The sequence below is a fragment of the Mesorhizobium amorphae genome (assembly GCF_014843845.1).
In the GTDB taxonomy this organism is placed as follows: Bacteria; Pseudomonadota; Alphaproteobacteria; order Rhizobiales; family Rhizobiaceae; genus Mesorhizobium; species Mesorhizobium amorphae_A.
Genome location: NZ_JHQS01000008.1, coordinates 38,411 through 60,885 on the forward strand (window position 1 = coordinate 38,411; position 22,475 = coordinate 60,885).

The window sequence follows — 22,475 nt, forward strand, 5'->3', positions numbered from 1 at the left end:
GCGATACTGAGCGTCGGGATCGCCGGCCTTGCCGGCGACCCGGAAAGCGAAGAGGAGATCGCAGGCATGAAGGTTGCGGTTCTCGGCGGCGGACCGGCCGGCCTCTACTTTGCCATCTCGATGAAGCTACGAGACGCCACGCACGAGGTGACGGTATTCGAGCGCAACCGTGCCGACGACACGTTCGGCTGGGGCGTCGTGCTGTCGGCCGAAACGCTGGAGAACCTGACCAGAAACGATCCGGTCAGCGCCGTCTGGATCAAGAAGCATTTCGCCTATTGGGACGACATCGCCGTCATCCACGATGGCGTGCGCACGGTCTCGACCGGCCACGGTTTCTGCGGCATCGGCCGCAAGCGGCTGCTGATCCTGCTGCAGCGGCGGGCGCGCGAGCTCGGCATCAGACTGGAATTCGAGACCGACATCGCCGATCCGCGCCCGTACATGGAGAGCCACGATCTGGTGGTTGCCGCCGACGGTCTGAACTCGAGAGCGCGCGGCACTTTCGTCGACGTGTTCAAACCGGACATCGATACCCGCAAATGCAAGTTCGTCTGGCTGGGCACGCAGCAAAAGTTCGACGACGCCTTCACCTTCATCTTTGAGAAGACGGAGCATGGCTGGGTGTGGGCGCATGCCTACCAGTTCGACAGCGAAACCGCGACTTTCATCGTCGAATGCAGCGAGCAGACCTGGGAGCGCTTCGGCTTCGGCGCGATGACGCAGCAGGAGTCGATCGCCGTCTGCGAGCGTATCTTCGAAAAACATCTCGGCGGCCATGCGCTGATGACCAATGCCAACCACATAAGAGGTTCGGCCTGGATCAATTTCCCGCGCGTGCTGTGCGAACGCTGGTCGTACAAGAACCTTGCCCTGATGGGCGACGCGGCGGCATCGGCGCATTTCTCGATCGGCTCCGGCACCAAGCTGGCGCTGGAGAGTGCGGTGGCGCTGGCCGACTATGTCGAGTCCGAGCCTGACCTCGAAGCGGCGTTCCGCAAATACGAGGATGCGCGGCGCACCGAAGTGCTGAAGCTGCAGTCGGCGGCGCGCAATTCGCTCGAATGGTTCGAGGAGGTCGAGCGCTATCTGGGTCTCGACCCGGTGCAGTTCAACTATTCGCTGCTGACGCGCTCGCAGCGCATCAGCCACGAGAATCTCAGGCTGCGCGACGCCGAATGGCTGGCCGGCGCCGAGGAGTGGTTCCAGCGCCAGGCCGGCGCCGGCGGCAACAGCCTGCGCCGCGCGCCGATGTTCGCGCCGTTCAAGCTGCGCGACATGGTGCTCGCCAACCGCATCGTCGTTTCGCCGATGGCGCAGTACAAGGCCGTCGACGGCTGTCCGACCGACTGGCATTTTGCCCATTATGCCGAGCGGGCCAAGGGTGGTGCCGGCCTGCTCTACATCGAGATGACCTGCGTCAGCCCGGAAGGCCGCATCACGCCCGGCTGCACCGGCTTCTACACGCCGGCGCACGAGGTGGCCTGGAAGCGCCTGGTCGATTTCGTCCATGCCGAGACCGAGGCGAAAATCTGCGCCCAGATCGGCCATTCCGGCGCCAAGGGCTCGACCCGGGTCGGCTGGCAGGGGACTGACGTGCCGCTGTCATCCGGCAACTGGCCGGTGATGGCGCCATCGTCGGTGCCATGGTCGCCGCAGAACCAGGTGCCGAAGGCGATGGACCGCGCCGACATGGATCTGGTGCGCGACCAGTTCGTCGCTTCCGCCGAGATGGCCGAACGCTGCGGCTTCGACATGCTGGAGATCCATGCCGCGCACGGCTATCTGCTGTCGTCCTTCATCACGCCGATCACCAACCGGCGCACCGACGACTATGGCGGCTCGCTGGAAAACCGCATGCGCTTTCCGCTCGAGGTCTTCCGCGCGGTGCGCACCGTATGGCCAGGCGAGAAACCGATCTCGATGCGCATCTCGGCCAATGACTGGGTCGGCATCGAAGGCGTGACGCCTGCCGACGCGGTCGAGATCGCCAAGCTGTTGCACGACGCTGGCGTCGATATTTGCGACGTTTCGGCCGGGCAGACTTCGGCGTCGGCAAAACCTGTCTACGGCCGCATGTTCCAAACGCCGTTTTCCGACCGAATCCGCAACGAGGTCGGCATGGCGACGATGGCGGTCGGTAACATCTACGAGCCGGACCATGTCAACTCGATTCTGATGGCCGGCCGCGCTGATCTGGTTGCGCTGGCAAGGCCGCATCTCACCGATCCCTACTGGACGCTGCATGCGGCGGTCACGCTTGGCGACCGCGGCGTCAAATGGCCGGATCCCTATCTGCCGGGCCGTGACCAGATTTATCGGCTGGCCGAGCGCGATGCGGCAGCGGGGCTGAAAGTATGAGCGCGCCTGGAACAATCACAGGCAAGCACGCGCTGGTCACTGGCGGCGGCTCCGGCGTCGGCCGGGCCATCGCGCTGGCATTGGCCGGTGCCGGCATCAACGTCACCATCTGCGGCCGGCGCGAGGCAGCACTTGCCGACGTCGCAGGGGAAAGCGATCGCATCTTCGTCATTGCCGCCGACGTTACCGATGAGGCGTCGATGACCTCCCTCTACAGCCAGGCGGAAGCAGAGCGCGGACCGTTCGACATCGTCGTCGCCAATGCCGGCATGTCGGGCAGCGCCCCGGCGCACAGAACCGCGCTCAGCGACTGGCAGCGCACGCTCGACGTGAACCTGACCGGCGCGTTCCTGACGGTGAAGCCGGCGCTGGCCGGCATGGCGGCGCGGAAGGTCGGCCGGATCGTCTTTGTTGCCTCGACCGCCGGTTTGAAAGGCTACGCTTACGTTTCGGCCTATGTCGCTGCCAAGCATGGTGTGGTCGGGCTGATGCGGGCTCTCGCCGCCGAGACCGCCAGATCCGGCGTCACCGTCAATGCCGTCTGCCCGGGCTTCGTCGAGACAGAGATGCTGGAAACCTCCATCCAGCGCATCGTCGAAAAGACCGGCCGCTCGGTCGAGGACGCACGCACAAGCCTGTCCTCGACAAATCCGCAGGGACGTTTCATCCAGCCGGAGGAAGTCGCCGCCGCGGTGCTGTGGCTGTGCGGCGATGCGGCAGCATCGATCACCGGGCAGACGATTTCGATTTCAGGAGGCGAGACATGGTAGCCGGTCCCCTGCCCACCCCTTCAGGACCCGGCAAGGACCGGCTGCGTCTATGGATACGTCTGCTGCGCGCCTCGCGCACCATAGAGGCGGAGCTGCGCGAGCGGCTGAAGAAGGAGTTCAACACGACGCTGCCGCGCTTCGACGTGATGGCGGCGCTCTACCGTGCGCCGGAAGGCATGCTGATGAGCGATTTGTCGCGCTTCCTGCTGGTGTCCAACGGCAATGTAACGGGCATCGTCGACCGGCTGGTGTCGGAAGGGCTTGTCGCCCGGGCCCGCCGCAACGGCGACCGCCGCACTTCGATGGTGCGGCTGACGGAGGAAGGTGTGAGGTCCTTCGCCATGATCGCCGCCGCGCATGAAGGCTGGGTCGGTGAACTGCTAGGCAATGTCAGCGAGGACGAAGCGCGCCGGCTGACCGGCATGCTGACCTCGTTCCGCAGCAATTGGGAGGGACGCGAATGACCCAAATGGCAGGCCGCAAGCCGAAGCATTTTCTCTGGCAAGTCGAAGGCCGGGTGGCAAAGATCCGGCTCGATCGGCCAGAACGCAAGAACCCGCTGACCTTCGACAGCTATGCCGAATTGCGCGACACGTTCCGCGACCTGGTCTACGCCGACGATGTCGATGCCGTCGTGTTCCTGCCCAATGGCGGCAATTTCTGCTCGGGCGGCGATGTCCACGACATCATCGGCCCGCTGGTCAAGATGGGCATGAAGGAACTGCTCGCCTTCACCCGCTTGACCGGCGATTTCGTCAAGGCGATGCTGAATTGCGGCAAGCCGATCATCGCGGCGGTCGACGGCGTGGCGGTCGGCGCCGGCGCCATCATCGCCATGGCATCGGACATCCGCATCGCAACACCGGAGGCGAAGACGGCGTTCCTGTTCACGCGCGTCGGCCTTGCGGGCTGCGACATGGGCGCCTGCGCGATCCTGCCGCGCATCATCGGCCAGGGCCGTGCCGCCGAACTGCTCTACACCGGCCGGACGATGAGTGCTGCCGAAGGCGAGCGCTGGGGGTTTTACAACCGGCTTGTCGATGCCGCGACACTCGAGGCGGATGCGCTGGAGATGGCAGCGCGCATCGTCTCCGGCCCGACCTTCGCGCATGGCATGACCAAGACGCAGCTCAACCAGGAATGGTCAATGGGGCTCGACCAGGCGATCGAGGCGGAAGCACAGGCGCAGGCGATCTGCATGAAGACCGGCGATTTCGAGCGGGCTTACGAGGCGTTCGTGGCCAAGGAAAAGCCGGTGTTCGAGGGCAATTGAGATGAACGGTTGTCGCCCAGGCACCCCCCTCTGGCCTGCCGGCCATCTCCCCCGCAAGGGGGGAGATCAGCTGACCGCAATGCTTTCGCCAATCACTGACATTGCAGGATGGGCGGTGAGATCGAAACTGCCAATCTCCCCCCTTGCGGGGGAGATGTCCGGCAGGACAGAGGGGGGTGTGACGGAACGCGACGCAGGAGGCTTCCGGCATGCCTGACCGTTCCTTCCTCAACTGGCCGTTCTTTGAGGATCGCCACCGCGCGCTCGCCGAACAGCTCGACACCTGGTGCGCGAAAAACCTGCCGGTCGAACACCACGATGTCGACGCCGCCTGCCGTGAGCTGGTGGCGAAGCTCGGGCGGGACGGCTGGCTGAAACCAACTGCGCTCGATACCGAAAATCCCGGACCGCTCGACGTGCGCACGCTTTGCCTCGCCCGCGAGACGCTGGCCCGGCATGACGGGCTGGCCGACTTCGCCTTTGCCATGCAAGGGCTCGGCACCGGCGCGCTCAGCCTGTTCGGCACGCCCGAGCAGCAGCAATGGCTGGCGAAGACACGCGCCGGCAAGGCGATTTCCGCCTTCGCGCTGTCGGAGCCGCGCTCGGGATCGGATGTCGCCAACATGGAGATGTCGGCCACGCGCGACGGCGACTTCTATCTGCTGTCGGGCGAAAAGACCTGGATCTCCAATGGCGGCATCGCCGACCTCTATATCGTCTTTGCCCGCACTGGCGAGGCGCCCGGCGCAAAGGGACTTTCAGCCTTCATCGTGCCGACAGAAACGAAAGGCCTGAGCATTGCCGAACGGCTTGAGGTGATCGCGCCGCATCCGCTGGCACGGCTCTCCTTCGAAAACGCCCGTGTTCCAACCTCGGCGCTGATCGGCAAACCGGGCGATGGCTTCCGCATCGCCATGTCGGTGCTCGACGTCTTCCGCTCGACCGTCGGCGCTGCAGCGCTTGGTTTTGCCCGCCGGGCGCTGGACGAAAGCATCGGCAGGGTGGCCGACCGAAAACTGTTCGGCGCGCCGATGGCCGAGCTGCAGATGGTGCAGGGCCATATCGCCGACATGGCGCTCGATGTCGATGCCGCCGCCTTGCTCATCTATCGCGCCGCCTGGACCAAGGACATGGGGGCCCCGCGGGTGACGCGGGAGGCGGCGATGGCAAAACTGTTCGCCACCGACAAGGCGCAACAGGTGATCGACAGGGCCGTGCAGCTTCACGGCGGCGACGGCGTGCGCAAGGGCCATATCGTCGAGAGCCTCTATCGCGAGATCCGGGCGCTGCGCATCTATGAGGGTGCATCCGACGTGCAGAAAGTGGTGATCGCCAGGCAAGTGATGGGCGCCGCCTGAGGCCGGAAATTATACGGCTAATTATTTTCGAACTGGACATTTTTGCGAAGTATCGGGAGGCCAGACATGCACACCATCCTGCAGCCGGAAGGCTGGGCGAAACCCGTCGGCTATGCCAATGGCGTCGCCGCGCGGGGGCAGCTCGTGTTTATCGGCGGCCAAGTCGGCTGGACCGGGCAATGCCGGTTCGAGACCGATGATTTCGTCGGCCAGGTGCGGCAGACGCTGGCCAACATAGTCGCGGTGCTGGCCGAGGCCGGCGGTGAGCCGCAGCATATCACCTCGATGACCTGGTATTTTACCGACAAGGCCGAGTATCTGGCCAACCTCAAGGGTATCGGTGAGGCCTATCGTGCGGTGATCGGCCGGCATTTTCCGGCCATGGCCGCCATGCAGGTGGTGGCGTTGGTCGAGGATCGCGCCAAGGTGGAGATCCAGGCGACTGCGGTGATTCCGGACTGAGCTATTCCCGGTAGCCCGCCTGTCTCAGCAAAGGCAGCACGCGGTCGCAGAAATAGGGCAGGTCCTGCGTGTAGTTGACGAAGGATAGCGCAATCCCCTGGTAGCCGTGCCCGGCGATGGCGATCATGTCGGCGGCGATGGTTTCAGGCGTCCCGATCAGCGGGTAGGTGCCGGCGCCGCCGGCGAAGCGCTGCCGGTAGCGATCATAGGCATGCGTATCGTGCGACTGCGAGAATTCCTTCTTGCCCGCCATATGCGCATCGACCGCATCATGGTCGGCCATATCAACGGCATAGCGCGTGTAATAGGCTTGCGCCTCCTCCATCGTCTCGCGGCAGACGACATGCGCCACCGTGTAGACGCCGACATCACGCCCCTGCTTGTCCGCCCGCTCACTTATGTCGGCGACGTGCTTGCCGGCATCGGCCATCTCGGAAAAGGTCGTGAACAGATAGTCGCATTTGGCCGCCGCGAAATCCCGGCCCGGCCCCCCGAAAGCGGCATTCATGGTCACCGGCCGTGGCCGCTGCAGGCTGGCCGGGCGGCTCACCGCCTCCTTGAGGTGGTAGTAGGTGCCTTCATAATCGAGAGGCTCGTCCAAGGCGTAGAGTTTTTCCAGGATTTCAATCCATTCGGCTGCCTGGTCGTAGCCCTTCTCGACCAGAGGCATGCCGAACATACCGAATTCCTTCGGATTCCAGCCGCAGACGATGTTGAGCCCGGCGCGGCCCTGGCTGATATGGTCGACCGTGGCCAATGCCTTGGCGGCGTAAAGCGGATGCACGAGCGGCACATGCACGGTCATGAACAGGCCGATCTGTTCGGTGGCCATGCTGAGTGCCGCCGCCCAGGTGAAGGTCTCGAACGACCACTCCCGCACGTTGTTGCGACCGCCAAAACCGCGCCAGCGCGCGATCGGCAGCATGAATTCGAGCCCGGCGCGGTCGGCGATCCGGGCCGCCGTCAGATTGTACGGCCAGCTCGCCGTCCAGCGTTCCGGTACATCGGTGATGGCAAGCCCGCCATCGGCATTGGTCGAAAAGACGCCGAGCTTCAACCTGTTCGGGCCATGCAGGGGATGGGCTTTGATCATGTCTGAAAACTCTCGGCGGGAGACGGCAGGCTACGGCTACGGGAAAATATTTCAAGCCTGAAATAGCTTCGCTCGACCGTCGTTTGCGGATATGGATTTGGGCAGGACCAGGAAAGGGATGGGCATGAGCGAATTCCGCCAGAAATGCATCAGCAAGAAGAACCTCGTCGGCTCGTTCGCCGCCATACCGCATGCGGTTGCGGTGGAGGTGATGGCGCAGTCCGGTCTCGATTTCCTCTGCATCGACTGGGAGCATGCCCAGATATCGCGGGACACGATCGAAAACATGGTGCGGGCGGCAGACATCCATCGCGTGCCGGCCATGGTGCGCGTGCCCGGCCATCAGCCGGAAGCGATCGCCGCCGCACTCGACAGCGGCGCGCAGGGCGTTCTGATCCCGCGCATCTCGACCGCCGCCCAGGCCCAGGCGGCGGTGATGGCCTCTCGCTATCCGCCGCAAGGCGAGCGCGGCGTCGGGCCCGGTCGAGCCGCCGGCTATGGCTACTGCATTCCGGAATATATCGCCGAGGCCAACGCCAAAATCGTGGTCGCGGTGCAGGTCGAGACCGCCGACGGGCTCGCCAATATCGAGGCGATCGCAGCCGTAGACGGCATCGATGTGATCTTCGTCGGCCCCGGAGACCTTTCTGTGTCGATCGACGCTATTGGCGCGAAAGGCACCGACAAACTCAACGCAGCGATCCGGACGATCATCGGCGCGGCGATCGCGCACAACAAAGCTGCCGGCATATTTTGCGCCAGCCCGCAGCCTGTCGGCCAATGGGCAGCCACCGGCGCCAGCTTCTTCATCCTGGCCAGCGACACGATGTTCCTCGGCGCCGGCGCTGCGGCCAACCATGCCGCCGCCCGCGCTGAACTGGGACGAGACGAACGTCGGTAATTCGGCCTGAAGTGCACCGCCTATGGTACAGCGGAAAACTTTTTAAGCTTAAAACTTTTACCTTGAAAAGTCCGGCGCTTCGGATAAGCATTCAATATCGATCGTGGCTGCCGTGCCGGACGGGCTTGCCGGCAGTCCCTGTCGAGGCGTTCAGGGTGCGAGGTTCAGTCCTTGTCGTTCATGCTGCCCCAGTCGTCGTCTCTGGCCAGCGCGCGTTACGCTTTCGATGGTGTGCGCGCCCAAATTCGCGATCTGCATACCGAAAACATCGCCAACCTTGCCGTGCGCGCCCGCGAATTGGGCGACGTGATCGCGCTCTGGTACGGCGAAGGCGATATGGTGACGCCCGCCTTCATCCGTGATGCAGCCAAGACGGCGTTCGATGAAGGCCTGACCTTCTACGTTCCCAACATGCGCGGCCACGGCCCGTTGAATGAAGCGCTGTCTGAGTACCAGACGCGCATCCACGGCCGGCCGATCCCGATCGCGCGCACCACGGTCACGCCCGGCGGCATGCAGGCCCTGTTCCTGGCTCTGGATCTGCTCGTCGATACCGGCACCAACGTCGTCTACGTTGCGCCGCAATGGCCCAACATCCACAACGCCATCCATTTGATCGGTGGCGAGCCGCGCCCATTTTCACTCGACTTCAAGGGCGACTGGCAACTCGATCTCGACCGGCTGTTTGCGACCTGCGATGCGCGCACGCGCGCGATCTTCCTGTCGACGCCGTCAAACCCGACGGGCTGGACCGCGTCGCGCGAGGAGATGCAGGCGCTGCTCGACTTCAGCCGGCGCACCGGCATCTGGATCATCTCCGACGAGGTCTATAGCCGGCTCTATTTCGACGGCGACGTGGCGCCTTCGATCCTGCAGATCGCCGAGGACGGCGACAGGGTGCTCTCGGTCAACAGTTTCTCGAAAGCCTGGGCGATGACCGGCTGGCGCGTCGGCTGGCTGACCCATCCCTCTGATGTGGCCGACCAGCTCGGCGCCATGACCCAATACGTGAACAGTGGCACGGCAGCCCCGATCCAGGCCGGCGCCGTGGCGGCGATCCGACAAGGCGAGCCGCTGGTCGAGGAGATCCGGCAGCGGATCAAGACCGGCCTCGACCTCGCCTATGACAGGCTGGCTGAGATCCCCGGCATCGTTCTGCCCAAAAAGCCGCGCGGCGGCATGTATGCGTTCTTCGCGATGGAAGGCGAAGGCGACGCCCGTCGCGCCTGTGCAAAAATCCTGGAGACGGCGCGCGTCGGGCTGGCACCCGGCCACCTGTTCGGAAGTTCGGCAACGGCCTTCCTGCGGATGTGCGTGTGCCGTGACCGCGACCAGATAGCGACCGCGCTCGATCGCATGGTCGCTGCCATGAATTGACGCCCTGCCGGAAACGGGGCGGCAAAAAGCCGTGCGGGACCAACCCGCCCGTTCAACAACAGAGGGAACACCAATGAGCTTCACGCGTCGCAATCTGCTTCTTCTCGCAGCCGCCATCGGCATCGCCACCGGCCCCGCCACCGCCTATGCCGCGGATGTGCTCAATGTCGGCGCCTATCCGACCAACCCGCCGTTCGAATACAAGAACGAGAGCGGCACTTTCGAGGGCTTTGAAGTCGACATCGTCAACGAAGCGGCAAAGCGCATCGGCATGACGACGGAAATCGCCGATCTCGGCTTCCAGGCACTGTTCGCCGCCACCACGTCGAAGCGCATCGACGTGGCGATTTCGTCGATCACCATCACGCCGGAGCGGCTGAAGTCGCAGTCCTTCACCCAGCCCTATTATGATTCCGACATGGGCATCGCCACCAAGACCGACAGCCCGATCAAGGCCGAGGCCGACCTCAAGGGCAAGATCATCGGCGTGCTGTCCGGCTCGACCGGCGAAACCTGGGTCAAGGAGCACCAGGCGGCCGGCGGGTTCAGCGATGTGAAGGGCTATGACACGCAGCAGAACCTGCTGCTCGATCTCAGCGCCGGCCGCGTCGACGCCGCCGTCAGCGACATTCCCGGCATGGAATACTCCTTCACCAAGATGAAGGACCTCACCGTCAAGGAGCGCATCAAGACCGGCGAACAGTACGGCCTGATGATGACCAAGGATCATCCGCTGCTCGGCAAGCTGAACGACGCGCTGAGCGCGATGAAGAAGGACGGCACGATCGCCGCGATCCACAAGAAGTGGTTCGGCAGCGACGCACCGGCCGATTCCTCGACCGTCAAGGAAATGCCGCTGCCGAAGGCCTGACCGGCAGGTTTCGCTGCAATCGTGCCGGCTCTCCAGGCCGGCACGATTTTCACGGTGGCGCCGCGCCTGCTGCCGATCCGCAGAGGGCGCACAGCGCTCCTATTTCATGCACCAGCGCCAGCGGCCGCGTTGTCTTGCCCTCAGCGGGACATATTGGTTTCAACTTGAGCATCCTTTGCTCTAGCGTCGCGGGACGCCAACCGTTTCGGGAATGCTCCCATGTCGCTGCTGGACACCTTCTTCAACGCCGACGTCATGATGTCGAGCCTGCCGGCGCTGCTGCGCGGCTTCCTGAATACGCTGCTGCTCGGCATCCTCAGCATCGGCATCGGCATCCCGATCGGGCTGGCGATCAGCCTGGTGCGGCTCTACGCGCCGAAGCCGCTGCGGCTCTTGGCAGTCGGCTACATCGACATCTTCCGTGCGATGCCGGTGCTGGTCGTGCTGATCCTGATCTACTACGCGCTGCCGTTCCTCGGCATACGCCTGTCGTCCTGGACGTCCGCGGTGACGGCGTTCGCCATCATCATGGCGGCCTATTCGGCCGAGGTGTTCCGTTCCGGCATAGAAAGCATTCCGAGCGGCCAGTTCGAGGCGGCGCAGGCGCTCGGCCTGCCGTTTCTGCTGACCTTGCGCAAGGTGGTGCTGCCGCAGGCGATCCGTGTGGTCATTCCGCCGATGACCAGCAATTGCGTTTCGATGTTCAAGGACACTTCGCTGGCTTCCACCGTGGCGCTGCCGGAACTGCTCAAGGAAGCGACCAACGCGCAGTCGCTCTACGCCAACCCCTCGCCGCTGATCGGCGCGGCACTGGTCTATCTCATCTTCCTCTGGCCGATGGTCCGCCTCGTCAGCCTGCTTGAACGCCGCTTCAAGACGGAGAAAACGCGCTGACCTCAGCTCGACCCCATCCGCAAAAGCACTACGCAGGAGACGACCTTGAACAAGCATCAAACCGCCAATGCGAACAGCGCCGCCAGCGCGTTTCCGGTCGAGGCCATCCGCGCGATGTTCCCCGCCCTGCAGCGGGCCGGCGACTTCATCTTCCTGGACAATGCAGCCGGCGCGCAGATTCCGCAGAGCGTGCTCGACGCGGTGACCAACCATCTGGTGGCGCACAATGTGCAGCGCGGCGGCCGCTATGGCCGCAGCGTCACCGTCGACCAGTCGGTCGCCGATGCGCGCGAAAGCGTCGCGCTGCTGGTCAACGCCTATAGCCCATCCGAAATCTGCTTCGGCATGAACGCCACCTCGTTCATCCGCCTGGTCAGCCTCGGCATCGGCCAGATGCTTTCTGAACGCGACGAGATCGTCATCACCGACATGGACCACGACGCCAACATCGCCACATGGCTGGCGCTGGAATCCGCCGGCGCCAAGTTCAAATGGTGGCGCATGCGCGAGGATGGCAATCTGCATGTCGACGACCTCAAGCCGCTGGTGTCGGACCGCACTCGCCTCGTCGCCTGCACGGTGACGGCGCACTCGATCGGCTCGATCGTCGACGTCGCTTCCGTGGCGAAGATCGCGCACGCCGCCGGCGCCGAAGTGTTCCTCGACTGCGTGCATTACGGACCGCACGGGCTGATCGACGTACAGGCCTGGGACTGCGACTATCTGGTCTGCTCCGGCTACAAGAATTTCTCGCCGCATATGGGCTTCCTGTGGGGCCGCTTCGAGACGCTGAAGCGACTGCCGACCTTCCGCGAGGATTTCATTCCCGACGAGCCGCCCTACAAGGTCGAGGCCGGCACTTTCATCTACGAGAATGTCTCCGGCATGGACGCCGCCGTGCGCTATCTGGAATCGATCGGCCGCAATCTGTTGCCCGAGAACAACCGGTCGCGGCGCGACAACATCGTCGCCGGCATGAACGCCATCCGCGACTACGAACTGGTGCTGGCGCGCGAGATGTTCGCCGTGCTCAAGAACTGCAATGCCACGATCTACGGCGTCGCCGACGAGGCCCGCATTCATGAACGCGTGCCGACCTTCTGCTTCAACATCGGCACGATGTCGCCGCAGCGGATCGTCGAGGAGATGGCCGAGCTGCAGATCGGCATCCGCGACGGCCACATGTATGCGCCGCGGCTGATGAAGCGCCTCAACCTCTCGATGGACAGCGGCGCCATCCGCGCCTCGCTGGTGCACTACAATACGGTGGATGAAGTGCGCCGCTTCGGCGAAGCGTTGCGCACGATCATCGCCAAGCTATCGTGATCTCTTTGAAAATTGCCCTGATGCGCCTTGGCCGCGTCAGGCAGCCTTCTTCTTCGCCAGCCTGGCCTTGATCGAGGCGACGTCGGCGCGCGGCGTCGCGGCGAACAGCGTCTTTGTGTAGCTGTGCTTGGGATCGGCAAAGACCTCGTCGCGTGAGCCGTATTCCACCGCTTCGCCGAAATACATCACCATGACGTCGTCGGCGATGTAGCGCACCACTGAAAGATCATGGCTGATGAAGACATAGGTCAGCTGGAACTCGTCCTGCAGATCGGCGAGCAAATTGAGCACCTGCGCCTGCACAGACAGGTCTAGGGCCGAGACCGGCTCGTCCAGCACCAGCAGGCTCGGGTTCAGCATCAGCGCACGGGCAATGGCGATGCGCTGGCGCTGGCCACCCGAGAACATGTGCGGGTAGCGGTTGTAGTGCTCGGTGCCGAGGCCGACCTTCTTCAGCATCTTCATCGCAAGGTCGCGGCGTTCTTCGGCCGGCTTGTCGGTGTTGATCAGCAGCGGCTCGCCCAGCACGTCGCCGATCTTCTGGCGTGGATTGAGGGAGCCGTAGGGGTTCTGGAAGACGATCTGCACCTTGCGGCGCATCTCCTTCGTCAGCCCGTCCCTGGCGATGTCGACCTTGTTGCCGTCGATGAACAGCTCTCCGGAAGTCGCCGGATCGATCAGCGTGATGATGCGGGCGAGCGTGGACTTGCCGCAGCCGCTCTCGCCGACGATGGCGAGCGTCTTGCCCTTGTCGACGCTGAAGGAAACGCCCTTGACCGCATGTACCGTGCGTGCACCACGAAACAGCCCGCCGCCGACATGGTAGTCGCGCCTGATGTCCTTGCCCTCGAGGACCCTGACGCTCATCGGGCGGCTCCTGCTGCAGAGGGTGCCGGTTCGAACAGCATGTCGGAAACGGTCGGCAGCCGGTCGCCGACGGCGTTTTCCGGCAGCGCCGACAGCAGCGCGCGGGTGTAATTGCTCTTCGGCGATTCAAACAGGGACAGCACGTCGGCCTCTTCCATTTTGCGGCCCTTGTACTGGACGATGACGCGGTCGGCGGTCTCGGCCACGACGCCCATATTGTGGGTGATCATGATCAGGCCCATTCCGTATTTGGCCTGCAGCGAGACAAGCAGGTCGAGGATCTGCTTCTGGATGGTGACGTCGAGCGCAGTCGTCGGCTCGTCGGCGATCAGCAGCCTCGGATTGCAGGCAATGGCAATGGCGATCATGACGCGCTGGCACTGGCCGCCCGACATCTGGTGCGGAAAGGAGTCCAACCGTTCCGCCGGGTCGGCAATGCCGACCTGCTTCAACAACTCGATGGCGCGGGCACGACGCTGGGCTTTGTCCATGCCCATATGGAAGCGCAGCACCTCCTCGATCTGGAAACCGATGGTGAAGCAGGGATTGAGGCTGGCCATCGGCTCCTGGAAGATCATCGACATGTCCTTGCCGACGATCTTGCGCCGCTCGGCGGAGTTCATCTTCAGGAGATCGCGTCCGGCAAAGCTCATCTTGTCAGCCGTGACCGTGGCCGTCCACGGCAAGAGGCCCATGACCGCCAGCATCGACACCGACTTGCCGGAGCCGGATTCGCCGACGATGGCCAGCACTTCGCGCTCTTCGACGTGAAGCGAAACGCCGTCGACCGCGCGGAAAGAACCGGAAGCGGTCTGGAACTCGACAACGAGATTCTGGATGTCGAGCAATGCCATCACGACCTCCTGAGCTTCGGATCGAGCGCGTCGCGCAGGCCGTCACCGACCAGATTGATGGCGAGCACGGTGATGAGGATGGCGAGGCCCGGGAAGGTCACCACCCACCAGGCGCGCAGGATGAATTCACGCGCCGAGGCGAGCATGGTTCCCCATTCGGGAGTCGGCGGCTGGGCACCTAGCCCGAGGAAACCGAGGGCCGCCGCCTCGAGAATGGCGTTCGAGAATGACAGCGTGCCCTGGACGATCAGCGGCGCCAGGCAGTTCGGCAGGATGGTGCGAAGCATCAGCCTGAGATGTCCAGCACCCGCAACCTTCGCGGCCACGACATATTCGCGGCTTTTCTCCGCCATGACGGCGGCGCGTACCAGCCGGGCGAAATGCGGCTGCAGCACGAGCGAGATCGCCAGCATCGCATTGAACAGGCCAGGCCCGAGAATGGTGACCAGCACAAGCGCGAGCAGCAGCGACGGAAAGGCGAGGATCAGGTCCATCACGCGCATGATCGCGACGTCGACCCAGCCGCGGAAGTAGCCGGCGAGCAGGCCGAGTGTGATGCCGCCGAACAGCGACAGCGTGACCACGACCGCACCGATGAGCAGCGAGAAGCGGGCGCCATAGAGCAGGCGCGAGAGCATGTCGCGACCGACCGCGTCGGTGCCGAGCAGATACTGGGCGCTGCCACCGGCCTGCCATGCCGGAGGTCTCAAGAACGCGGTCTTGTCCTGAACATCCGGCGCATAGGGCGCCAGCACCGGTGCAAGCACTGCCGCCAACACCAATAGGATGAAGACGAACAGGCCGATGACGGCGCCACGGTTGACCGAGAAATAGTGCCAGAAGGTCCTGAACCCCAACATGCGGTCAGGGCTGGCGGCAAGCGGCGTGAGTTCGGTCGACTGGCTCATCATGCCGCCCGTATGCGCGGGTTGATGACGGCATAGAGCACGTCGACGATCAGGTTCACGGCCATGACGATGAGCGCGATCAAAAGCAAGCCTGACTGCACGACGACATAGTCGCGCTTGAAGATGGAATCGACCATCCACTTGCCGATGCCCGGCCAGGCGAAGATGGTTTCGGTGAGGATGGCGCCGGCGAGCAGCGTGCCGACCTGCAGGCCGATGGTGGTGACCACCGGGATCAGCGCATTGCGCAAGGCGTGCACGCCGATGACACGGGCCGACGAAAGGCCCTTGGCGCGCGCGGTCCGCACATAGTCCTCACCCAGCACCTCGAGCATCGCCGAACGCGTCTGGCGGGCGATCACTGCCAGCGGGATGGTGCCGAGCACGATGGCGGGCAGGACCAGATGGCTCAACGCCGAGCGGAAGGCGTCCCACTTGCCATAGATCAGGGTGTCGATGGTCATGAAGCCGGTGATCGGCTTGAAGAAGAACTGCAGGCCGATGCGGCCCGAAACCGGGGTCCAGCCGAGGTAGCCGGAGAAAAAGATGATCAGCAGCAGGCCCCACCAGAAGATCGGCATGGAATAGCCGACGAGCGCCGTGCCCATCAATGACTGATCGAACCATGAGCCGCGCTTGACCGCAGCGACGATGCCGGCGGGAATGCCTAGCACCATGGCGAAGATCATGGCGAAGAACGACAGTTCCATCGTCGCCGGAAAGAGGGTCTTGAACTCTTCCATGACCGGGCGCTTGGACGAGATCGAGACGCCGAAATCACCGGTCGCGACCTCGCCGACATAGCGCGCATATTGCTGCCAGATCGGCAGATTGTAGCCGAACTGTTCTTTGAGCTGTTCGTAGCGCGCCGGCGCCACGCCGTGCTCGCCGGCCATGGCAAGTATCGGATCGCCGGGCAGCAGCCTGACGAAAGCGAAGGCACAGATGGTGATGCCGATGAGTGTCGGGATCACCAAAGCGATTTTGTTGAGGAGATATCGGAGCATCTTGAAAAGGGGGCGGCGCTTTGTGGCGCCGCCCGCCTAACCGTTCTATTCGGCCTTGTCGACGCCGTCGAAGCGATGAATGCCGAGCGGGTCCATCATGAAACCGCTGACGTTCTTGCGCACGACTGCGTAGACTTGGCTGTGTGCCATAAGGAAGGCAGGAGCCTGCTTCTGGAAGACAACCTGCGCCTGCTCATAGAGCTTGGTGCGCTCGCCCTGGTCGCTGGTCTTCTTGGCCTTCTGGATCAGGTCCTCGAAGTCCTTGTCGCACCAGCTCGAGTAGTTCGACACGCCGATGGCGGAGCAAGCGAACAGCGTGGCGAAGAAGTTGTCCGGATCGCCATTGTCGCCGGTCCAGCCGATCTGGAACGCGCCGGGGCGGTCCTTCTTCTTGCCTTCCTCACGATACTTCGTCCACTCGTAGTTGACGATCTCCGCCTTGACGCCGACCTTGGCCCAGTCGGCCTGGATCAGTTCGGCGGCACGCTGGAAGTTCGGGTTATAAGGACGAACGCGATCGGAAGCCCAGAGCTGGATTTCCTTCAGCCCGGCATCGGCCAGCACTTTCTTGGCCGCTTCCGGATCATAGGAATCGAACTTCACGCTCTTGTCCCACGACCACATGGTCGGCGGGATCAAATTGTCGGCCGGCGTGGCGCCGGCGTCCTGGAACAGCGACTTGATCAGCGCTTCCCGATCGATCGCCTGGTTGAGCGCATGGCGCACCTCGGGCTTGTCGAGCGGCGGGACGGTGGTGTTGTAGCTCATGTAGCCGATGTTCAGGCCGGCCTGATCCATCAGGGTCACGTCCTGGTTGGCCTTGATCGTGCCGATGTCGGCAGGATTCGGATAGGGCGCGATGTCGCACTCGCCGGCAAGCACCTTCTGGATGCGGGCGGTCGCGTCGGGCGTGATGGCGAAGACGAGATCGTCGATCTTTTCCTTGCCCTTGAAGTAGTCCGGATGGGCCGCATAGCGGATGACCGAATCCAGCTGGTAGTCGACGAACTGGAACGGACCGGTGCCGATCGGCTTGGTCGAGAAATCGGCCATCTTGCCGGATTTCTCCAGCTGCTCGGCATATTCCTTCGATACGATCGAGGCGAAGTCCATGCCGAGATTGGCAAGCATCGGAGCGTTCGGCTCGGTCAGCGTCAGCTTCACGGTCAGGTCATCGACCTTTTCCCACTTGGCGACATATTTCGGCATGTCCATGCCGGTGTAATAGTCCCAGGTCAGGTTCGGCAGGTACTTCTCGCCGTTCCAGGGGTTTTCCTTGTTGAACTGGCGATCAAAGGAGAAGACGACGTCGTCGGCATTGAGGTCACGGGTCGGCTTGAAATAGTCTGTGGTCTGGAACTTCACGCCCGGATGCAGGTGGAAGGTATAGACCAAGCCGTCGTCGGAGATTTCCCACTTGTCGGCGAGACCGGGCTCGATCTCGGTGCCGCCATGCTTGAACTCGACCAGACGCGAATAGACCGTGCGCGACGAGGCGTCGAAATCGTTGCCGCCCGTTGTGGTACCCGGGTCGAAGTTGGCCGGCGATGCCTCCGAGCAATAAACCAGCGTCTTGGCATTGGCCACGCCGCCGAGGACGCTTGCAGCCAGCAACGCGGCTGCAAAAGTCAGTTTCTTTTTCATTGAGCACTCCCTGATGTTCTTCCAAGCCCCTCTATCAGGCTCGCGAAGCGCGCATATAAGCACCGTTTTCCCGGCTTTGGAACTCCCCGTTTGCCTACCCCACCGTAAGCAGAAAATGTTTCTCGGTTTTTGCGCAATTTCGGAAAAAAATAGCAAAACCTACCAATCACGGTATTGTTAACGACTGCATTTTTTTATTGATTGCCGATGCGGCGATTACAATGAACCACAGGCATCGCTTCGCCACCGGCGTGACAGGAGGCTAGGGCTCGAGAGGGCCAGCGCCGGAAAGATTTCGACGGCAAATCTTTCCCGTTCTGCCGCAAGGGCAAGACTTGCACGGTCGCCGATAGTCGCAATACATAGGCGGCATGCTGGATTTCTTGGGGAATCCGCAACGCTGCGGCGGAGGACGTTTCTGTCATTCAGAGGCGACGCGGCACGAAGGAAAGATCGAGGGAGGCAACAGGTGGCAAAAGCAGCAAAGACAACGGCTCCGGAGAAGGCAAAAGCCAAGGCCGCTTCAAAGCCGGCCGCCGGCTCCGGCAAGGCGAAAGCGCCAGCCGCCAAGGCCGCCGCGCCGGCCAAGCCGAAGGCGGCAGTTCCACCGGCAAAGGCAGGCGCAAAGCCCGCGACCAAAGCCGCGGCTGCAAAGACAGCCAAGCCGAACGCCAAGACAGCGGCGGCGGCCAAGCCCGCTTCGGCAAATCCCGCGTCGAAGCCGGCATCGAGCCCGGCCAAGCGACTGCCGAAGGCGTTGACAGCACTTGCCGCCGGCCTGCCGCAAAAGCCATGGCTCGCCAGCTACCCGAAAGGCGTTCCGGCCGAGATCGGGCCTCTACCCTATAGTTCCATCGGCGACTTGCTGATCGGCGCCTGCAAGCAGTTTGCCGGCCAGCCGGCATTCGTATGCATGGGCAAGTCTATCACCTATGCCGAACTCGAGCGGCAGTCGACCGCCTTCGGCGCCTACCTGCAATCGACAGGGCTGCAGAAAGGCGCACGCGTGGCGCTGATGATGCCGAACGTGCTGCAGTATCCGGTAGCGATGATGGCCATCTTACGCGCCGGCTATACGGTGGTGAACATCAATCCGCTCTACACGCCGCGCGAGCTGGAGCATCAGCTCAAGGACTCCGGGGCGCAGGCCATCGTCATCCTCGAAAATTTCGCCAATACGCTGCAGGCGGTGATCGCCAGGACGGCGGTCAAGCATGTCGTTATCGCCGCAATGGGCGACATGCTCGGCGCTCTCAAGGGGACGATCGTCAACCTCGTCGTGCGCCGGGTGAAGAAAATGGTGCCGGTATGGTCGCTGCCCGGCCATGTCAAGTTCAACGCGGCGCTCAAGGCCGGCGCCGGCGTCGCCTTCAAGCCGGCCAAGGTGGCAGCCGACGATATCGCCTTCCTGCAATATACAGGCGGCACCACCGGCGTCTCGAAGGGCGCGACGCTGCTGCAATCCAACGTGCTCGCCAATGTCGCGCAGAACGCGCTCTGGCTCGAGGACGCCTATACGGTTAGGCCGCGACCGGCGCATCCCAACTTCGTCTGTGCGCTGCCGCTCTACCATATCTTCGCGCTGACGGTGAACGCGCTGATGGGCATGCAGCAAGGCGCCCAGAACGTGCTCATTCCCAACCCGCGCGACATCCCCGGCTTCGTCAAGGAACTGCAGAAATACCCGATCCACATTTTCCCGGGCCTCAACACGCTGTTCAATGCGCTGCTCAACAATGAGGATTTCCGCAAGCTCGATTTCAAGCCGCTGGTGCTGACGCTAGGCGGCGGCATGGCGGTGCAGAAGGGCGTCGCCGAGCGCTGGAAGGCGCTGACCGGCTGTCCGGTCAGCGAGGGTTACGGATTGTCGGAAACCTCGCCGGTGGCGACCGCCAACAAGTTCAGCGCCGGCGACTTCACCGGCACGATCGGCCTGCCACTGCCCTCGACCGAGATCGCCATCCGCGACGACGACGGCAACAATGTGCCGCTCGGCGAAATCGGCGAGATCTGCATCAAGGGGCCGCAGGTGATGGCCGGCTACTGGAACCGGCCGGACGAGACCGCCAAGGTTATGACCAAGGACGGTTTCTTCAAGTCGGGCGACATGGGCTTCATGGACGAGCGCGGCTTCACCAAGATCGTCGACCGCAAGAAGGACATGATCCTGGTCTCCGGCTTCAACGTCTATCCGAACGAGCTGGAAGAGGTCGTGGCCCAGCATCCGGGCGTGCTCGAAGTGGCGGCGATCGGCGTGCCGGACGAGCATTCGGGCGAAGTGCCGAAGCTGTTCGTGGTCAGGAAGGACCCGGCGCTGACCCTCGAAACCCTAACCGCCTATTGCCGCGAGAACCTGACCGGCTACAAGCGGCCGAAATACATCGAGTTCCGCACCGAACTGCCGAAGACGCCCGTGGGCAAGATCCTGCGGCGAGCATTGCGGGACTAGACGCGATCTTGAACGATGGCACTGGCACCGGCGGGATAGCGGATAGTCGACATCCCGACCCGACGACGTTCATCAAGGCGAATTTGCGCCTTGCGCCTGTTCCGGCGCTTCCCGAAATCCGGCTCTACACGGCCCATCCCGGCAGCGGGCTGAGGCGGCTGCTCGAGCCGGACGGGAACGATGTCGAAGCGGACGAAGCCGCCGATATCGATCAGGCCGAGCCTCTGCCGCCCTACTGGGCCTATGCCTGGGCCGGCGGCGCGGTGCTTGCACGCTACATACTCGACCGGCCGCAGACGGTGGCGGGGCGGCGCGTGCTCGACCTCGGCGCCGGTTCGGGCCTCGTCGGCATCGCCGCGGCAAAGGCCGGCGCCAGCACGGTGATCGCGGCCGAGATCGACCGCAACGGTGTTGCCGCGCTCGGCCTCAACGCGGCGGCGAACGGCGTTGCTATTACCTTGATCGGTGAAGACATCACCACCGGCCTGCCACCGGCGGTCGATCTCGTTCTTGCCGGCGACGTGTTTTACGGCCGTGAGGTAGCGCTGCGGGTTACCCCGTTTCTCGACCACTGCCTGGCAGCCGGCATCGAGGTGCTGGTCGGCGATCCCCGTCGCGCCGACTTGCCGCTGTCCCGGCTGCGGTTGCTCGCCGAATACCAGGTGCTGGATTTCGGCGACGCGAAGGGAGCTGCGACCAAGTCGAGCGGCGTGTTTTCCTTCGAGGCGGAAGATCGCTAGCGCTCGGATCTGAATGAGCGGGTTCGGCCCATAGCACACATTAGGCGTGAAGCGACTGGACCAAGAAATCTACTTATGGTTGAGATAGCGGCAGCTGAGGCATTTGCTACACTCGGTGCATCCGTCCAGCTGAGAGAGTTCCTTCTTTGCAAAGGTACTGATGCTAAATGATGCGTCTTTCTTCAGTGCTAGTGACGGTCGTTGTCGTGGCATGCTCAGGGTCCGCGTTGCCAGCCTATGCCGCGGAACACAGTACGCCGCACGCCACCACCTTGGATGACCTGCCTCCGTTGAAGCTCGCTATCCAGCGACACCTCGTGATCGAGGCTAATCCGACCGTATACATCGCCCAAGCTCGTATAGGAGAAAGCGGCACCATTTATCTCTGCGGGTTAACGGACGGAGGAAATTTTCGACCGGCGGTTCTATTTTTCGCCGAAAAGCGCAACGGGACTATCGAAATAATGGCCTTGGACAAAAATCCAAAGGTCGATGACATCGCGAAAACACTTTGCGACACACACGGGTTTCGTACTCCCATTCCGGGATAGAACGGGCTTGATGTCCCGCTTCCACTCGTTGCCCAGGCCTTGGCCGTCAGACCGTCTCCTTGACCCGCGCCGAAAGAAAGCCGGGTAGGTCCGCAACCGAATCCAGAACGACGTCGGCGATCGACGACAGCGATTCGCGCGTGCCGGTGCCGGAGAGCACGCCGACCGCCAGGCCGCAGCCGCCGGCCCGCGCCATTTCGAGGTCGTGGCGGTTGTCGCCGACCATGGCGATCTCCGCCGGCCTGAGCCCGGTCAGGTCGCAAAAGGCGAGGATCGTATCCGGCGCCGGTTTCGGCCTTGCCACAGAGTCGTAGCCATAGGCGGCGTCGAAAAGCTGCGCCACGCCGAGCGTCACCAGGGTCTTTTCGGCGCCGCTGGTCGAATCGTTGGTGGCGACGCCGAGCCTGTAGGATCTCTTGTGAAGCGCCCTCAGCGAATCGACGATCCCGGGCAGCTCCACCGCCATGGCCGAGCCCTGGACCGAGGTGATCTCGTTGAAGCGGGCGACGGCAAGCATCTGGTCCTCGTCGGACAGGCGCGGGAACCACAGTTCGACGACATCCATGTTCGAGCCGGACGCGAAGATCGAATCCGGCTTGAAGCGCTTGTTGACGAAATCGAAGCCCGCCGCGGCCAGCAGCCTGTCGGCCTTCCAGCGATCGCCTTCGGCGGCATCCATGGCCATGAAATCCGCGATGCCGAGCCATGTCGCGTTGAAGTCGACAAGCGTGCCGTCCTTGTCGAACAATATGCCCTTGATATCCGCCAA

General features: G+C 63.3%; 21 protein-coding genes. 14 read left to right on the plus strand and 7 right to left on the minus strand.

All coding sequences use genetic code 11. The features are described 5' to 3' along the window. Positions 1-66: 66 nt before the first annotated feature. The 6 genes from DH08_RS04280 (at position 67) to DH08_RS04305 (ending at position 6,224) form a co-directional block, all read left to right on the plus strand. Positions 67-2,361 (plus strand): bifunctional salicylyl-CoA 5-hydroxylase/oxidoreductase, encoded by a 2,295-nt coding sequence (locus DH08_RS04280; RefSeq protein WP_192178060.1) that lies wholly within the window; start codon positions 67-69, stop codon positions 2,359-2,361. After that, the gene (locus DH08_RS04285) at positions 2,358-3,131 is read left to right on the plus strand and encodes an SDR family NAD(P)-dependent oxidoreductase (RefSeq protein WP_192178061.1); all 774 of its coding nucleotides are present in this window, start codon (positions 2,358-2,360) and stop codon (positions 3,129-3,131) included. Before DH08_RS04280 ends, DH08_RS04285 begins: the two co-directional genes overlap by 4 nt. After that, positions 3,125-3,595: a MarR family winged helix-turn-helix transcriptional regulator gene (locus DH08_RS04290; RefSeq protein WP_192178062.1), complete on the plus strand. Its 471-nt coding sequence runs from the start codon at positions 3,125-3,127 to the stop codon at positions 3,593-3,595. The genes DH08_RS04285 and DH08_RS04290 overlap by 7 nt, the downstream gene beginning before the upstream one ends. Then, positions 3,592-4,404, plus strand: coding sequence for an enoyl-CoA hydratase family protein (locus tag DH08_RS04295; RefSeq protein ID WP_192178063.1), 813 nt, complete (start codon positions 3,592-3,594; stop codon positions 4,402-4,404). The genes DH08_RS04290 and DH08_RS04295 overlap by 4 nt, the downstream gene beginning before the upstream one ends. A 209-nt stretch (positions 4,405-4,613) precedes the next feature. Further along, on the plus strand, positions 4,614-5,762 hold the full coding sequence (locus DH08_RS04300) for an acyl-CoA dehydrogenase family protein (protein ID WP_192178064.1): 1,149 nt from the start codon (positions 4,614-4,616) through the stop codon (positions 5,760-5,762). 66 nt (positions 5,763-5,828) lie between these two features. Next, the gene (locus tag DH08_RS04305) at positions 5,829-6,224 is read left to right on the plus strand and encodes a RidA family protein (protein WP_192178065.1); all 396 of its coding nucleotides are present in this window, start codon (positions 5,829-5,831) and stop codon (positions 6,222-6,224) included. A gap of 1 nt (position 6,225) precedes the next feature. Here the strand turns inward: DH08_RS04305 and DH08_RS04310 are convergent, their stop codons facing one another. Then, positions 6,226-7,317, minus strand: a complete 1,092-nt coding sequence (locus tag DH08_RS04310; protein ID WP_192178066.1) for an LLM class flavin-dependent oxidoreductase — start codon at positions 7,315-7,317, stop codon at positions 6,226-6,228. A gap of 124 nt (positions 7,318-7,441) precedes the next feature. Between DH08_RS04310 and DH08_RS04315 the strand changes: the two genes are divergently transcribed. The 5 genes from DH08_RS04315 to DH08_RS04335 all read left to right on the plus strand — a co-directional run bounded on the left by DH08_RS04315 (position 7,442) and on the right by DH08_RS04335 (position 12,686). Further along, positions 7,442-8,218, plus strand: a complete 777-nt coding sequence (locus DH08_RS04315) for an HpcH/HpaI aldolase family protein (protein WP_192178067.1) — start codon at positions 7,442-7,444, stop codon at positions 8,216-8,218. Between the two features lie 180 nt (positions 8,219-8,398). Further along, positions 8,399-9,595, plus strand: a complete 1,197-nt coding sequence (locus DH08_RS04320) for a pyridoxal phosphate-dependent aminotransferase (protein ID WP_192178212.1) — start codon at positions 8,399-8,401, stop codon at positions 9,593-9,595. Positions 9,596-9,668: 73 nt separating this feature from the next. Continuing rightward, a complete protein-coding gene (locus tag DH08_RS04325) occupies positions 9,669-10,466 on the plus strand; it encodes an ABC transporter substrate-binding protein (protein ID WP_192178068.1) in 798 nt (265 codons plus the stop codon). A gap of 219 nt (positions 10,467-10,685) precedes the next feature. Then, a complete protein-coding gene (locus DH08_RS04330; protein ID WP_006202866.1) occupies positions 10,686-11,360 on the plus strand; it encodes an amino acid ABC transporter permease in 675 nt (224 codons plus the stop codon). 45 nt (positions 11,361-11,405) lie between these two features. After that, a complete protein-coding gene (locus DH08_RS04335; RefSeq protein ID WP_192178069.1) occupies positions 11,406-12,686 on the plus strand; it encodes a cysteine desulfurase-like protein in 1,281 nt (426 codons plus the stop codon). A 36-nt stretch (positions 12,687-12,722) separates the two neighbouring features. Here DH08_RS04335 and DH08_RS04340 read toward each other — a convergent pair whose 3' ends face one another. Genes DH08_RS04340 through DH08_RS04360 form a run of 5 tightly spaced genes read right to left on the minus strand, consistent with a single transcriptional unit; the run spans position 12,723 to position 17,966 of the window. Next, complete coding sequence (locus DH08_RS04340; protein ID WP_006202864.1) at positions 12,723-13,553, minus strand: dipeptide ABC transporter ATP-binding protein; 831 nt, start codon at positions 13,551-13,553, stop codon at positions 12,723-12,725. Further along, positions 13,550-14,407, minus strand: coding sequence for an ABC transporter ATP-binding protein (locus DH08_RS04345; RefSeq protein ID WP_192178070.1), 858 nt, complete (start codon positions 14,405-14,407; stop codon positions 13,550-13,552). The genes DH08_RS04340 and DH08_RS04345 overlap by 4 nt, the downstream gene beginning before the upstream one ends. Then, positions 14,407-15,267 (minus strand): ABC transporter permease subunit, encoded by an 861-nt coding sequence (locus DH08_RS04350; RefSeq protein WP_246800684.1) that lies wholly within the window; start codon positions 15,265-15,267, stop codon positions 14,407-14,409. The genes DH08_RS04345 and DH08_RS04350 overlap by 1 nt, the downstream gene beginning before the upstream one ends. A gap of 47 nt (positions 15,268-15,314) precedes the next feature. Next, on the minus strand, positions 15,315-16,322 hold the full coding sequence (locus tag DH08_RS04355) for an ABC transporter permease subunit (protein WP_192178072.1): 1,008 nt from the start codon (positions 16,320-16,322) through the stop codon (positions 15,315-15,317). A gap of 45 nt (positions 16,323-16,367) precedes the next feature. Then, on the minus strand, positions 16,368-17,966 hold the full coding sequence (locus DH08_RS04360) for an ABC transporter substrate-binding protein (RefSeq protein ID WP_192178073.1): 1,599 nt from the start codon (positions 17,964-17,966) through the stop codon (positions 16,368-16,370). 469 nt (positions 17,967-18,435) lie between these two features. On the opposite strand from DH08_RS04360, the gene DH08_RS04365 reads away from it, so the two are divergent. The 3 genes from DH08_RS04365 to DH08_RS04375 all read left to right on the plus strand — a co-directional run bounded on the left by DH08_RS04365 (position 18,436) and on the right by DH08_RS04375 (position 21,706). Then, positions 18,436-20,415, plus strand: coding sequence for a long-chain-fatty-acid--CoA ligase (locus tag DH08_RS04365; protein ID WP_192178074.1), 1,980 nt, complete (start codon positions 18,436-18,438; stop codon positions 20,413-20,415). Positions 20,416-20,423: 8 nt separating this feature from the next. After that, positions 20,424-21,155: a class I SAM-dependent methyltransferase gene (locus DH08_RS04370; RefSeq protein WP_192178075.1), complete on the plus strand. Its 732-nt coding sequence runs from the start codon at positions 20,424-20,426 to the stop codon at positions 21,153-21,155. Between the two features lie 227 nt (positions 21,156-21,382). Continuing rightward, positions 21,383-21,706 carry a hypothetical protein gene (locus tag DH08_RS04375; protein WP_192178076.1) on the plus strand — a complete coding sequence of 108 codons (324 nt, stop codon included), beginning with the start codon at positions 21,383-21,385 and terminating at the stop codon, positions 21,704-21,706. 46 nt (positions 21,707-21,752) lie between these two features. On the opposite strand, the gene DH08_RS04380 is transcribed toward DH08_RS04375, so the two are convergent. Next, positions 21,753-22,475 carry an HAD family hydrolase gene (locus tag DH08_RS04380; RefSeq protein WP_120012245.1) on the minus strand — a complete coding sequence of 241 codons (723 nt, stop codon included), beginning with the start codon at positions 22,473-22,475 and terminating at the stop codon, positions 21,753-21,755.